Here is a 14,427-nt window from a genome sequence, read left to right on the forward strand (position 1 = left end):
GCAGAATCTTTCGCTGTACTTCACACAGGCTGGTGCCTACCGTCGAGGGCGTGCTCGCCGCTCTCTCGCCCCTCGCCGCCGGTCTCGCCGCCGGGTTGTCCCTCATCGTCGCGATCGGGGCGCAGAACGCGTTCGTGCTGCGCCAGGGCCTGCGCCGTGAGCACGTCCTGCCCGTCGTGCTCGTCTGCGCGCTCTCCGACCTCGTCCTCATCGCGGCCGGGACGGCCGGGCTCGGCGCGCTCGTGACCGGAGCCCCCGCGCTGCTCACCGTGGTGCGCTGGGGCGGCGCCGCGTTCCTCCTCACGCTCGCGGTCCTCGCCGCACGGCGCGCGCTGCGGCCCGGCGGGCTCGACGCAGCGTCCGGCGAGGTGTCCGGCGCCGGCGCGACGAGCGCCCGCTCCGCTGTCGGGACGTCGCTCGCCCTCACGTGGCTCAACCCGCACGTCTACCTCGACACCGTGCTGCTCCTCGGGTCGCTCGCGGCGGGCTACGCCGCCGCGCACGCCGGGGGAGAGGTCGACCCCGACGCCGCCCGGTGGCTCTTCGGGGCGGGCGCGATGGTCGCGAGCGTCCTGTGGTTCACCGCGCTGGGCTTCGGCGCACGCCTGCTCGCGCCCGTGTTCGCCCGCCCCGGTGCGTGGCGCGTGCTCGACGGCACGATCGCCGTGGTCATGGCGACGATCGGGGTCTCGCTCCTGCTCGGCGGCTGAGGCGGCGCGTCCTCAGGACGTCGCTCCGACCCCGACTCGTCGCCGCTCGGGTCGAGGAGGTGGAACCGCCGGCCGCCGGGGAGCTCGTGGGCTCTACGCAGCAGACGGTTCGTGGGCTGCAACGTCGCCGCACGTGGAACGTCAGCCCGTCAGGCCCGGCTCACCGCCGTGGTGCTTGTGGCGCAGGGTGTCGATGAGGTGCCAGGTGTCCTCGTCGTCGAAGGTGGTGACGTCGCCGACGAGGACGAGGGTGGTGAGGTAGAGGGCTGCGTCGCGCAGGAACGCGGTGCTGTCGCCTCGTCGGGTGACCATGGTCATCGCCTCGTCCACGACGACCCGTTGCTCGGCCGTCATGGGGCCGAGCGAGTCGATGTACGCGCTGAGGTCGAACTGTTCGCCCACGTGCCCTGTCCCCCCCGAGATCGCCACCGCCACGACAGCAGATCCTGTCCGACCCCGGATGTGCTCACCGGGCTCCGTCCGCACGACGACCGCTCGCCACACCTGCACGCGAGCCGTCACCGGTGGATGGGGCGCGTGCCGGGTGCCCGGCTCACCGTGCTCCGAACGGTATACCGCCGGACGAGCGTCCAGAGGTGCCCGGGTGGACGGTCGATGGGTCGTCGCAGGTCGAGAGAGGGATCGGTGCGGTGCCGTGATACGAGGCACGGCACGACGTCGCCGACCTGGTGCTCCTGGCGGGTCCGTCAGCTCGGTGGTCAGGCCTGGTCGAGGGCGTCGGTCGTGCTGGCGCGCTGGTCGAGGATCAGGTGGTGGAGGGCCGTCGCGGCGTGGAGAACCTGGGCCAGGTGGTGGTCGCGTGCGGCGTAGACGGCGCACCACACGAGCTGGCGGGCGAGGGCTTCCTTCTCCTTCGTGAGGTGGGCGTCGTCGGCGCGGCGCATGGAGCGCACCAGTGCAGCGAACGCGACGTCGCGCGGCGCGGGTGCCGGGCACAGCCGGTGCACCGTCAGGGCCGCCGTGGTCCGCACGTCGACGGCGTGGTCCAGCATCTGGCGGCGGCCGGCGGCGGCCGCCGCGGTCCGGGGTCGGCGGCGGTGGGCTGGGAGTAGCCGGAGCCGGGCGTGGAAGTCCAGAAGCTCGCCGGCGGTGATGTCCGGGGGCAGGACCGTATCGATGCGTTGCGTGGTCCCACCGATCAGGTGGGCATCGTCGTCGAAGGCCCCGGCGAGGCCCAGGGGGTGGGTGTCTCCGGCGCGGACGAGGGTGGCGTAGCCGAACAGGGTGGGGACGATGATGCGGTGGACGTCACGGTGCATGGTGACCTCGCAGGCAAGAGGTGCGTGTCGACGGTGGCTGAACCGGGTCTCGGACGAGGCCCGTCCGCGGTGGTGGTGGGGTCGCACGACGTCAGCCGGTGAGCGGCCGGTCGCCCCGTGTCGGGGCGACCGGCCGCACCTCAGCCGAGGGTGGTGCGGCGGTTGCGGGCGAGGACCAGGGCGAGCGTGCCGATCAGCATCAGCAGCGCTGCCCCGCCCGCGACCCACGCCAGGGTCGCGCCGGTCGTGGCCAGCGACCCACCAGGCTTGCCGGGCGTCCCGGGGTCACCGGGCTCGTCCGGGGTGTCGCACGCCTCGGCGGTGTCGGTCAGGTCGTTGTGACCGATACCCGCGGTGTTCGCGAACCCGCCGGGCTCACCCGAACCCGGGTCGGGGCAGACGAACGTCGACTCGTCGGCCGCGTCCTGGTCGAGGTTCGCGAGGACCTTCACCCGGTAGGTGTGCGTGCCGCCCGCGGCCAGGCCCACGCCGGTGGCCACGACGTTGACCGGGTCGCCCTCGGCGCCCTGACCGGTCCACGTGCCCGACGCCGACACGCCCTCGGGCGTGGCCGTCACCGTGGCCGACTCGACCTCGATGCCGGCGCCGTAGCGCAGGCGGTCGGTCAGGTCGTAGACCCCGGTGGCGGCACCGTCGTTGACGACGGTGATCGCGTAGGACACCGTCCAGGTGCCGTCCTCGCCGCGGACCGGGTCGCCGTCCATGACCTTGGTGATGTCGATGGAGGGCACCGGAGCGCAGTCCGTGTCGGTCTGCGTCCCGCCCGTCTCGTCCGTGAGCGTGGCCGCGTTGTTCAGGCCCTGCTCCAGGGTGTTCGACCCGGCGGGAACGGTGCAGGCCGGCGCACCGGTCCCGTCCTGGCCCACCTCGTCGGAGGCGAGGTGCAGCGGCACGTTCGCGACGACGGTGACCCGGTAGACGTGCGGGGCGTACCCGTCGTCGTCCAGGCCCGCGATCGACACGTCGGTCGCGATCCGCTGGTCCGTGGCGCCGTCGAACCCGTCGTTGACGGTGATGCCCTCGGGCCCGGTGACCGTGACGGAGTCGACCGTGATGACCGGGGCGAACAGCAGCTCGTCGTCCAGGTCGTAGGTCGTGACCTCCCCGCCGACGTTGCCCACGGTCAGGTCGTAGACGACCTCCCACTTCCCCTCGCCCACCGGGCTGGCGGAGACCAGGGCCTTGTCGAGGGTCGGCTTACCGGGGCGCACGCACTCCTCGTCCTGCCCGGGGACGGCGTTCCAGTCCACGGCCGCGACGTTGTTCAGCCCGCCGGGCACCGTGCCGCCGTCCGTGGTGCACACGTCCGTGTCAGGGATCTCGACGTCGGACAGGTCCGCCGCGTACCGCACGGTGACCGTGTAGGTGTGCACGACCGGGCTCGTGCCGGCGCCCGCGATGGGCTGACCGGTCACGATCCGGACGTCCTCGAGGCCGTCGAAGCCCTCGTTGACGCCCACGGACTCGGGCGCGTCGGTGACGACGCCCTGGATCCCGACCACCGTCACGCCCGCACCGGGGGCGAGGGTGTCGTCCAGGTCGTACTCCCCGGCGCCCGGACCACGGTTGGTGACCGTGACCTCGTACACCACGTCGTACACGCCGTCCTCGCCCTCGACCGGCGTCACCGCGCCCGAGAGGGACTTGGTGATGTCGATGAGCGGCAGGGTGGCGCACACGTCGTCGTCCTGCGTCTCGCCGTTGTGGGTCAGCGCGCCGGCGTTGGCCAGACCACCGGTCTCGCCGGAGCCGGGTGCCGGGCACGCGAGCGTGTCCGGCGTGACCACGGCCTGGTCGAGGGAGACGACGACCTGCACCTGGTAGGTGTGGGTCGCGCCTGCCTCGAGCGTGACGCCCGTGGCGACCACGTTCTCGTCCGAGCCCGGCGCGCCCTGACCGGTCCAGCCGGCGTCGGGCTCCACACCGTCCGGTGCCGAGGCGACCTCGGCGGACTCCACCACGATGCCCTCGCCGTAGAGCAGCTGGTCGACCAGGTCGTAGTCGCCAGCAGCCTCACCGGCGTTGGTCGCGACGAGGTCGTAGGTGATGGTCCACGTCCCGTCACCGTTGCCCGTCGGGCCTGCCGAGATCGACTTGTCGAACTCGATCAGCGGCAGCGAGGCGCACACCTCGTCCTGGGTCACGATGCCGTTGTGGTCCAGGCTGGTGGAGTTGGCCAGGCCGCCGTTCTCGCCTGAGCCGGGCGGCGGGCACTGCAGGTTCACCGGGTCGATCGTGGCCTCGTCCATCTGGACGGTGACCTCGACCTGGTAGGTGTGTGTCGTGCCCGCGGCCAGCTCGACGCCGGACGCGACGAGGTTCTCCGGGGCGGAGGTCTCGTCCCCGAGCCCGTTCCAGCCGGCGTTGGTCTCCACGCCGTCGGGTGCCGTGACGACCGCGGCGTCGAGGATCTCGATGCCCTCGCCGTAGTGCAGGCGGTCGAACACGTCGTACTCGCCCGTCGCACCGCCGACGTTCTCCGCGACGATGTCGTAGACGATCGTCCACGTGCCGTCACCGTTCGGCGTCGGCCCGGCCGAGATCGTCTTGTCGACCGTGATCGCCGAGATCGTCACGCACGCCTCGTCCGAGTCGGGGATCCCGTTGTGGTCGATCCCCGCGGAGTTCGACAGACCGCCGTCCTCTCCCGTTCCAGGCGCGGCGCAGTCGGTGACTGCCGGTGCTCCCTCGCTGCCTTCGGCGAGCGAGATGACGACCTGCACCTGGTACGTGTGGGACTCGCCGGCGGGCAGGTTCACTCCCGTGGCGATGACGTTCTCCGGTGCGCCCTCGGCGCCGAGCCCGGTCCACGACTCGTTCGGCTCGACACCCTCCGGCGTCGAGACGACCGACCCGGAGACGACGGTGATGTCGCCGTCGGCCGTCATGCGGTCGGTGACGTCGTAGACGCCGTCGGCCTGACCGGAGTTCGTCGCGACGACGTCGTAGGTCACCGTCCACGTCCCGTCACCGTTCGGCGTCGGGCCCGCGGAGACCGTCTTGGTGACGTCGACGAGCGGCAGGGTGGCGCACACGTCGTCGCCCTGGGTCTCACCGTTGTGCGTGAGCTCGGTGGCGTTCGCCAGCCCGCCGTTCTCGCCCGAGCCGGGCTCCGGGCACTGCAGCGTCTCCGGAGTCACGACCTCCCGGTCGAGGGAGACGACGACCTGCACCTGGTAGGTGTGCGTCGCGCCCGCGTCCAGCGTGACGCCCGCCGCGACCAGGTTGTCGGCCGAACCGGCCGCTCCTTGACCGGTCCAGCCTGTCTCGGGCTCGACGCCGTCGGGTGCCGAGGTGATGGCGGCCGACTCCACGACGACGCCGTCTCCGTACTGCAGGCGGTCGACCACGTCGTAGTCGCCCGCGGCCTGGCCCGTGTTGGTGGCGACCAGGTCGTAGGTGATGGTCCACGTCCCGTCACCGTTCGGCGTGGGACCGGCGGAGATGGTCTTGTCGATCCCGATCAGCGGCAGCGAGGCGCACACCTCGTCCTCGGCCACGATCCCGTTGTGGTCCAGGCTCGTGGAGTTGGCCAGGCCACCGTTCTCGCCTGAGCCGGGCGGCGGGCACTGCAGGTTCACCGGGTCGATCGTGGCCTCGTCCATCTGGACGGTGACCTCGACCTGGTAGGTGTGCGTCCCACCCGCGGCCAGCTCGACGCCGGACGCCACGAGGTTCTCCGGGGCGGAGTCCTCGGCACCCAGGCCCGTCCAGTCCGCGTTCGTCTCGACACCGTCCGGAGCCGTGGTGATCGCGGCGTCGAGGATCTCGATGCCCTCGCCGTGGTGCAGGCGGTCGAACACGTCGTACTCGCCCGACTCGCCGCCGACGTTCTCCGCCACGACGTCGTAGACGATCGTCCACGTGCCGTCACCGTTCGGCGTCGGGCCCGCGCTGATCGACTTGTCGACGACGATGTACGCGATGGCCACGCACGCCTCGTCGGAGTCGGTGAGATCGTTGTGCTCGATCCCGGCCGCGTTCGACAGGCCGCCGGGCGAGGTGCCCGGCTCGGCCGAGCACGGAGTGATCACCGGCGCACCCTCGACGCCCTCGGCGATCCCCAGCACGACCTCGACCTGGTAGGTGTGCGTCCCGCCCGCGGGCAGGACGACGCCGGAGGCGATGACGTTCTCCGGGGCGCCCTCGGCGCCCAGACCCGTCCACGCCCCGTTCGGGGTCACACCGTCCGGGGCCGTGACGACGGCGCCCGAGCGGACCTCGAGGTCACCGTCGGCCGTCATCCGGTCCGTCACCTCGTAGGTGCCGTCGGCAGCGCCCGCGTTCGTCGCGACGACGTCGTAGGTCACCGTCCACGTCCCGTCACCGTTCGGTGTCGGGCCCGCGGAGACCGTCTTCGCGATGTCGATCGACGGGATCGGTGCGCACGCCTGGTCCTCCTCCGTCTCGCCCTCGGGCCCGGTCAGCCCGGAGGTGTTGTTGAACCCCTGGTCCGCGTCCGACCCCTCGGCGGGGCACGCGGTCGGGGCGTCGGCGCCGGAGCCGGCGTCGTCGAGCTGCAGCGGCACGTCGGCGAGGACGGTGACGCGGTAGACGTGCGGGGCGTAGCCCTCGTCGTCGTTCCCGGCCAGCGGGACGTCTGCGGCGACCAGGGTGTTGCCCTGGCCGTCCCACGCCGGGTCGGCGAGGACGACGCCGTCGGGCGCCTGCGTCACCGTCGCGGAGACGATCGTCGCCTGGTCGGTGAAGTGCAGCTCGTCCGTCAGGGAGTAGGTCGTCGACGGGGTCTGCGTGTTCGACACCACGACCTCGTACACGACCTCCCACCGACCGTCACCGACGGGGGTGGCCGAGACGATCTCCTTGGTGTGCGTCGGCGTGCCGACCACCGTGAACCCGGCGGGGTCGCAGTTGATCGTCGGCTCGACGCCGGAGTCGGCCGGGACGTCCGCGTCGGCGCACGCCGTGTTCACGACCGAGTCCGCGACGGGCTCGGTGAGCTCGATCTCGAACTCGTGCGTCTGGACCTCGCCCGGGGCGAGGGAGTCGATCGTGAACGAGCCGAGCTCGGGCTGCAGGTCGTCGGACACCACGACGTTCGTCAGCGTGCCCTGACCGGTGTTCTCCACCGCGATCCGGTACCGGACCGTGTCACCGACCCGGAACTGCGGGTAGTCCAGCGGTTCGTTCGCGTCGCGCCACTCGCCCTCGGCGTCCTGCACGTACTTCTTCAGCGACGCCGAGTAGTAGTTCGCGATCGACGTCGACGCCGAGGTCCGCATGACCAGACGCGTGTTCTCCGCGCGCCCCTGCGACCGGTTGACGAGCTCGTCACCCCCGACCATGCCGTCGGTCACGACGGGCACGTCGATCGTGAGCTCACCACGCGCCACGAGGGTGCCGGTGATGACGCGCACCGCGGTGGCGTCGGGGGTGTACGTCGTGCTCCACCCCACGGTGTTGCCCGCGACGTCGCCCGCCGCGCCGTTCGTGGCGTCGGCCGGGTCGTCGGTGAGCGTCGCCGGGTCCGCGGTCGTGTAGTAGACCGTCCCCCCGATCGACGACGTCACCGGGCCGTCGAGCTCGTAGGAACCGGAGAACGCCGTCCCGCGGCCGTCACCCACGTACGGGAGGATGTCGATCACGTCGACGAACTCCTGGGGCAGCGGGTCCTGCGAGCGCACCAGGATCGTCCACGACCCCGCGCCCGCGCCGTCGCCGGCGAGGTTCGGGATGAACGCCTGGTCCGCGGTCTTGATGATCCGCGTCAGCCCGGACTCGTTGACCACGACCGTCGCGGTCGCGGGGTCCGACTGCACACCCTCGGCCGAGGCGGTGACGGTGTTGACCAGCCGCTCGCCGCCGGCGACGTCGTCGGGGTACGTCACCTGGTAGGACAGGGACTGCGGGGTGTTCGTGGGCACTCCGTCGAGGGTCCACGTGAGGACCTGCTGACCGGAGCCGTTCGTCGTGGCGACCGGTTCGGGGGTCGACGAGCCCGGGACGTACGTCGTGCCGAGCGGCAGCGTGTCCACGAGCTGGTAGTCGTCCACGGTCGGAGCGACCGCCCCGGTCCCGTTCGCGGAGTAGCTCAACGTGTACGTCGCCTGCCCGCCCGGGTCGACCGTCGTCGGAAGGACCGACTTCGTCACGTCCGGCGTGACGCCGACGATCCGCACGATGTCACGACCCGACTGGGCGAACGGGTAGCGCGCGTCCGGGGTCAGGGTCGCAGCCGGCCCGGCGTCCGACGGTGACGTGCCTCGCTGGGGGTTCACCCACGCGTTCGTGGCGGACACCGGGTTGATGTACGAGCCCCAGGTCCACACGTCCTGGCCGACGGCGGTGGTGGGCAGGAGTCGCTGCGTCGCCTGCAGGACGAGCTCGCGCTGCCAGCGGGCCGCGGTCATCGTGTACGTGGCGCGCACCGCCTTGACCGTCGCGAGGTCGGGGGGCGGGGTCGTGCTCCAGCCCGTCGTCCCGTCGCACGTGAAGGCGTTCGGGTTGTACGAGGTGCTGTCCGGATTCACCAGCGCCGACGTGCCGGTGTAGTACGCGACGGGGAGACCGGCGGGCTCACCCGACATCCCGTTGTCGAACCGGGTGAGAGCGCCCGTGAACTCCACGTACTTCGTGTCCAGCACCAGGCAGAGGCCACCCTGGGTGGCGTTCTGGTTCTGGACGTTCGGGTAGATCACCCGCACGGCCGAGCCGAGCTCCGACTCGGGGGCGACGCGGTACGTGTCGGTCCACACCGTCGCGCTCGAACCCGTGTAGGCGGGCTGCCACGCGTGCGACCAGATCCCCGTCGTCCAGTTCTTCCCCGTGGTGTTGTTCGCGGGGTCGTCGTTCGTCGTCTGCCCGTCGACCGCGGTGTAGGTCGGCGCGCTCGACGTGACCGAGACCTGCCCCGCGCCCGCGGTCGTGACGACCCGCAGCTGGATCTGCCCGGACGCGACCGCCACGCGGTCCGTCGGCAGCGGGTTCCCGGCCGAGTCCGTCGTCGGCACCTGCGCGTGGCTGTAGTCGATCCCGGCCAGCGTCAGCGTGTACGACGTCGAGCTGTTGCGCGTGAGCGTGCAGGAAGCGACGGTCGGCGCCACCTGGCTCGCGTCGTGCGTCCCGCCCGACCACGGGTGGCCGGTGGCCGTCCCGCTCGTGAACGCCGAGCACGCCTGCGGCCCGATCTGCGTGACCGCTCCCAGGCTGTTGGACACCGTGAGGTCGTAGCTGACGGGGTCCTGCCCCGCGGGGCTGTTCGTCCCGTGGAACAGCGTCCAGTTGAACGTGAAGTCGCGGGACGTGTCGTTGCGCGTGCTCCCGGAGACGCTCTCCACCCAGTGGATGTCCTGCACGAACCCGTTCTGTACGGGCAGCTCGGGCAGCGACGTCTGCTGGTCGGCGATCGTCGCGCCCGCGCTCACGGTCTCCCCGGTCACGGCCGTCACGCGCATCGGCGTCGTCAGCGAGAACGCCGTGCCTTCGTCCTGCGTGCCGACGTTGCACACCAGCGTCGTGCCGTCCTCGGAGATGCTCGACGCCGGGTCCACGCCGTCCACGAGACACGCGGGCGGGATCGAGTCGAACACAGCGCCCTGGCTCGTCACCGTCACCGTGACGTTCTCCACCGGCTCGTTGCCGGGGGCCGCGGCGTCGTCGTTGAGGTTGAACCGCCACGTCGCCGACACCGCGTCACCGGTCTCGAGCGAGGCCGGCGTGCTCTGGGCCCAGGACCCCTCGAGCTCGTAGACCGTCGCCGCCACAGCCGGGAGCGCTGTGGAAGCCGCGATACCGGTGCCGGCGGTCACGAGCGCGACGGCACCGGCAACGGCGCGCTTCCACGGGCTCGTCCGGTGTCGTGCTCTGGCGTGGCGCGCCGTCGTCGTCCCGGCGCGAGACCCGCGCCGACGGACGCCGCCGGCGCCGGCAGCACCCCGTGAGTGTGGTCGCATGAGTTCCCCATCAGTTCCGTGGCGCACGCCCCTCGCGCGCTCTCGTCAACACCCCATGTGATCCAGGTCGCACCGATCGGTGACGGGAAAGTGATGGAACTTCATCAACGAATTCATCAATCCGGTTGCACTTTCACCCGTACGGCTGGGTATTCCCCGTCGAGCCTGTGCGCGCTCACATGCGTCGCTGGGCAAGATCCATCAGGTGAGCCCACCGCCCCACGAGTCGTCATCACCGAGCGATGAGACGATCCGCGAGACGATCGCCACCGGCACGCTCGATGACATCGAGGACCTGTCCGACCTGCTCTGGTACGACCTGCCCGGACGCTTCGCGCGGCCGATCATGAGAAGGGTCCGCGGCCTGGACGGCACGGAGCTGGAGAACAGACCACGTCTGCTGTACACGGCGTTGCTCGCCTATCACCGCGCCGAGATCGATGAGCGGGACGGCGAGCTGAGGAAGGTCCTGAACCTGTTCGCCGCCCAGGGCCGCTCCTACGCCACCCGACTGACGTCCTTCACCCGCCCGAGCGACCTCGTCACCGCCGGCACGATCGCCGTCGTCTCGGCGCGCCTGCGCGGGGCGTACGAGGAGTCTGAACGTCTGGGGACGTGGATCGACAAACAGCTCGTGCTCACCGGAGGCGGACACACCCTGCCCTGGACCCCGGCTCACGTCGCGACCAAACCCGGCTGGCTGTCAGCCGAGCGCGGCACCACCGCGATGCTCGCCGGGAGGCTCGACCGCGCCGCGAAGCTGTACACCCGGGCCCATCTCGAGGCAGGCCCGCCCCCGTACGCGCACCACGCCGGCGCGAACGCGTTGGCCAACCTCGCTCTCGTCACCGCCTACCGAGGGCACCTCGACCTGGCCCGCACGTGGCTCGCTGCACTCGACGACAGTGCCGCTGGGCCGCGATGGATCGAACGCCTGACGACCGTCGGGGCCACAGTCGCCCGCGCCCTGGTCGCGATCGAGGAAGCCGACCCCGACGAGGCTCGGCATCACCTGGACGCCGTCGGACCGGCAACCCAGAGCCTGGAGCTGTGGCCGTTCATCGCCTACGCCCACTCCAGCCATGCGGCGCTGTTCGACGACCCGTACGCTGCCCTCGCCCATCTCGACGAGGCCCGCACGCGCCACGGCGCGCTCGAACCCGACCCCACCACCCTGGCCGGTCAGCTCGTGCTGCGCTCCGAGGCCAAGCTCCTGCTCAAGGCGGCCGAAGGGAACCGGCTGCTCCAGCTGGTCGATGCCTACCCCGACGTCGCGTCCTTGCGCCAGCACGCTGCCTGGGCGCACCTGCTCGCCGGTCACCCGCACGAGGCCATCCGCGCCACAGCCCAAGCCCTGCACCAGCTCCACATCCCCGTGCCGGACATGATGGGCATGCACCTGGTCATGGCCGTGGCCCACCTGCGCACCGGCAACAAGCACCACGCCGCCACCGCATTCCGCAAGGCCGTCAGGCTGCGCACCAGCGACAACCACGTCAAACCGTTCCTTGCTGCCGACCCGGACGATCTCGATGACCTCGCTCAGCTCGCCGACGTCCCCAACCCTCTGCTCAACCGGCAGCTGCGACGTGTGAACATTCCCCGGGGAGTCGAGGTCGTACGCCTGTCGCCAAGAGAGAGGGCGGTCCTCGGTGCCCTGGCCGCCGGCGATACCGCGGAGCAAGCCGCCACACGCTTCGGCGTCTCGCCGGCCACCGTGCGCACCCAGGTCCGCAGCATCTACCGAAAGCTCGGTGTCTCACGCCGCGCAGCCGCCCTCGCTCGCGCCGAAGAGCTCGGCCTCTTCGACGACACCACCGTCTGAACCGGGTCTGTCCCCACCGCGGTGGGGCGAAGGTGCCCGCTGCGGTTCCGGAGTCGAGGGACGGTGCCCGGTCGGGGCGACAGGCCGGTCAGGTGAGGTGGTCGAAGTCGCCGCGCACCCAGGCGGCGTGGCGCTGCGCGGAGCGGAGCACGACGTCCCGCGCGTCGGTCGGGATCACGCCCTCGAAGTTGTTGTAGAGCCGCTCGAACGGGCGCCGCGCCACGCGCTCGGCGACGCGCAGCACGACGGCGGCGGACAGCGGGATGCGGTTGGGGTAGGACCGCATGAAGCTCACGGACGTGCGGTCGGGGTTCGCGAAGATCGTGTCGCCGGACAGCAGCACGCCCCGGCCCTCGGCGCCGGCCGCCCAGTGCACGACGGCGCTGCCGGGGAAGTGGCCGCCCGGCTGTGACAGGACGACGCCGGGCAGCACCTCGCGCTCGCCGGTCCAGGTCTCGATGACCGGGTCGGGCCGCGCGACCCAGTGCGCGTCGGCCTCGGCGACGAGCACGGCGACGTCACCGAGGGCGCGGCTCCACGCGACCTGGACGCCGAACATGTGGGGGTGGCTCGCCGCGATCGCGACGACCGGGCCGAGCGCGCGCACCCGGGCGACGGCGTCGTCGTCCACGTAGCCGGGCGGGTCCCACAGGAGGTTGCCCGCGGGAGTGCGCACGATCTTGGCCTGCTGCCCGATGCCGACGCTCGGCTCGCTCGACAGGCCGAACAGGTCGGGCTCGAGCTCCTCGAGGACGAGGCGCTCGCCGGCCGCGGCGAGCTCGGCGAGCGTGGTCCATGCCTGCCCGGTCGCGGGGACCCACTGGCGCTCGTCGGCGCAGATGGCGCACACGTCGGGTCGTTCGGCGTGCTCGACCGCGCACGTGCGGCAGATCCACCATTCCTCGGGGGAGACAGTGGCGGCGGGCGCGAGGGGCTGGGGGGACGGCGTCGTCGTCATGGGCACAGGTCTACCGCGACCCGCCGACACACGTCACCCGGCACCCCGCACCCCGCCGACCTGCGAGACTGGCGCCCCCATGATCTCCACGCTCCTCGTCGCGCACCCCTGGCTGTCGCCGCTCGCCCTCCTCGTCCTCGCCGTCGCCGGACCGCTCGTGGGCGCGTGGCTGGCGGGCCGCCGTCCGCTCGCGTGGGTGCTGTTCGGCGTCAGCCTGCTCCCCGTGCTCCTGCTGACGCTCGTGCCCGTCGACCGCGAGCTCTTCGCCGTCTGCACCGTGAGCTGGTCGCTGCCGACGCCGGGGCGGGTCGAGCTGCTCGCGAACGTCGTGCTGTTCGTGCCGCCGGTGCTGCTCGCCGCGGTCGCGCTGCGCAGGCCGCTCGTCGCGCTGCTCGGCGGCGTCGCCGCCTCTGCGCTCGTCGAGGTGGTCCAGGCGCTCGCCCCGGCGCTCGGGCGGTCGTGCGACACGAACGACTGGCTCTCCAACTCGATCGGCGCGCTGCTCGGCGCCGGCCTCGCCGTGGTGGCGCTGCGGCTCGCGGCCCGCCGGGACCGCGCGGCGAACCCGGGCTCGGTCCCCACCGCGCGGCGTCCCTGAGGGGCGACCCCGGGCACGACGCCGAACCTGGCCTCGACACGACCGTGGGAACGCTTCCACCGATGGCCCTCCGCGGGTTAGCGTGGTGCTCCGGGCGCCGCCCGTCACCGCCGACAGGACTCGCCAGGAGATCGCCATGCCGCCCACCACGCTCGACGACGTCGCCGCGGCGGCCCGCGTCTCGCGGTCCACGGCCTCGCGCGTCGTGCGGGGCACGGGTCCCGTGTCCGACGCGGCGCGCCGCGCGGTCCTCGCCGCCGTCGAGGAGCTCGGGTACGTGCCGCACCCCGGGGCGCGGTCGCTCGCGAGCGGGCGCGGCGAGCGGGTCGTGGTCGCGGTGGGGTCGCCGTCGGCCGACCTGCTGGGCGACCCCTACGTCGCGCGCGTGGTCGCGGCGGCCAGCCGCGCGGCCGACACCCAGGGCGTCGGCGTGGCGCTGCGCTGGCTCGGGCGCGACCCGCGTGACGAGCTGGCCCGGCTCGCGCGCGACCCGGGCGTGGGCGGCGTGCTCCTCGTCGACTACTCGGCCGAGGTGCTCGCGAGCGTGCCGCGCACGCTGCTCTCCCGCGTGGCGGCGATCGGCCCCGCCGACGGCCGCGTGCCCTCCTACGACATCGACGCGGCAGCCGGGATCGCCGCGCTCGTCGAGCACGTGCTCGCCGCCGGGCGGCGCGACGTCGTCATGCTCACCGGGCCGGGCTGGCTGCCCGGCGCGCAGCGGGCCGTCGAGGCGTACGACGCGGTCGTGCGCGCCGCCGGCGTCCCGCGCCGCGTCGTGGCCGCCGACCTCACGGCCCTCGCGGGCGCGGAGGCGGCCCGCGAGGCGCGCCGCCGCTGGCCCGGCGTGGACGCGCTCGTCGCGATGAGCGACACGCTCGCCGTCGGAGCGATGCGCGCGCTCGCGGAGGACGGCGTCCGCGTGCCCGACGACGTCGCCGTCACCGGGTTCGACGACCAGCCCTTCGCGGAGCAGGCCGGACCGGGCCTGACGACCGCGACCCACCCCGTGGAGCGGATCGCGGCCGCGGCGACGGCAGCCCTGCTGGACCGCCGCCGCCGTGACGACGAGCGCACGTTCCCGTCCGTCGTCGTCCGCCGCACGAGCGCCTGAGGCGCGGGCGG

The 14,427-nt window shown here is 72.5% G+C and carries 8 protein-coding genes; 4 read left to right on the plus strand and 4 right to left on the minus strand.

Annotation, left to right across the window (positions count from 1 at the left end; translation table 11 throughout):
* Nucleotides 1–32: 32 nt before the first annotated feature.
* Nucleotides 33–710 (plus strand): LysE/ArgO family amino acid transporter, encoded by a 678-nt coding sequence (locus tag AC6CH9_RS19885; protein ID WP_498156443.1) that lies wholly within the window; start codon nucleotides 33–35, stop codon nucleotides 708–710.
* Nucleotides 711–851: 141 nt separating this feature from the next.
* Here the strand turns inward: AC6CH9_RS19885 and AC6CH9_RS19890 are convergent, their stop codons facing one another.
* From AC6CH9_RS19890 to AC6CH9_RS19900, 3 genes are all read right to left on the minus strand, one after another.
* The gene (locus AC6CH9_RS19890) at nucleotides 852–1,112 is read right to left on the minus strand and encodes a hypothetical protein (RefSeq protein ID WP_498156444.1); all 261 of its coding nucleotides are present in this window, start codon (nucleotides 1,110–1,112) and stop codon (nucleotides 852–854) included.
* Between the two features lie 317 nt (nucleotides 1,113–1,429).
* Nucleotides 1,430–1,990: a hypothetical protein gene (locus tag AC6CH9_RS19895; protein WP_498156445.1), complete on the minus strand. Its 561-nt coding sequence runs from the start codon at nucleotides 1,988–1,990 to the stop codon at nucleotides 1,430–1,432.
* Between the two features lie 140 nt (nucleotides 1,991–2,130).
* Nucleotides 2,131–9,780, minus strand: coding sequence for a CLIPPER-2 domain-containing protein (locus AC6CH9_RS19900; RefSeq protein WP_498156446.1), 7,650 nt, complete (start codon nucleotides 9,778–9,780; stop codon nucleotides 2,131–2,133).
* Nucleotides 9,781–10,129: 349 nt separating this feature from the next.
* Between AC6CH9_RS19900 and AC6CH9_RS19905 the strand changes: the two genes are divergently transcribed.
* The gene (locus tag AC6CH9_RS19905; protein ID WP_498156447.1) at nucleotides 10,130–11,749 is read left to right on the plus strand and encodes a helix-turn-helix transcriptional regulator; all 1,620 of its coding nucleotides are present in this window, start codon (nucleotides 10,130–10,132) and stop codon (nucleotides 11,747–11,749) included.
* 88 nt (nucleotides 11,750–11,837) lie between these two features.
* Here AC6CH9_RS19905 and AC6CH9_RS19910 read toward each other — a convergent pair whose 3' ends face one another.
* The gene (locus AC6CH9_RS19910) at nucleotides 11,838–12,707 is read right to left on the minus strand and encodes an MBL fold metallo-hydrolase (protein WP_498156448.1); all 870 of its coding nucleotides are present in this window, start codon (nucleotides 12,705–12,707) and stop codon (nucleotides 11,838–11,840) included.
* Between the two features lie 79 nt (nucleotides 12,708–12,786).
* On the opposite strand from AC6CH9_RS19910, the gene AC6CH9_RS19915 reads away from it, so the two are divergent.
* Together AC6CH9_RS19915 and AC6CH9_RS19920 are read left to right on the plus strand one after the other, a co-directional pair.
* Nucleotides 12,787–13,305, plus strand: coding sequence for a VanZ family protein (locus AC6CH9_RS19915; RefSeq protein ID WP_498156449.1), 519 nt, complete (start codon nucleotides 12,787–12,789; stop codon nucleotides 13,303–13,305).
* 136 nt (nucleotides 13,306–13,441) lie between these two features.
* Nucleotides 13,442–14,416, plus strand: a complete 975-nt coding sequence (locus AC6CH9_RS19920; protein ID WP_498156450.1) for a LacI family DNA-binding transcriptional regulator — start codon at nucleotides 13,442–13,444, stop codon at nucleotides 14,414–14,416.
* Nucleotides 14,417–14,427 lie beyond the last annotated feature (11 nt).

Source organism: Cellulosimicrobium sp. GQ32, assembly GCF_059758455.1.

Coding starts and splice junctions, on each gene's coding strand:
- AC6CH9_RS19895 (WP_498156445.1), bottom strand. CDS start 1,990: ATGCACCGTGACGTCCACCGCATCATCGTCCCCACCCTGTTCGGCTAC.
- AC6CH9_RS19920 (WP_498156450.1), top strand. CDS start 13,442: ATGCCGCCCACCACGCTCGACGACGTCGCCGCGGCGGCCCGCGTCTCG.
- AC6CH9_RS19915 (WP_498156449.1), top strand. CDS start 12,787: ATGATCTCCACGCTCCTCGTCGCGCACCCCTGGCTGTCGCCGCTCGCC.
- AC6CH9_RS19910 (WP_498156448.1), bottom strand. CDS start 12,707: ATGACGACGACGCCGTCCCCCCAGCCCCTCGCGCCCGCCGCCACTGTC.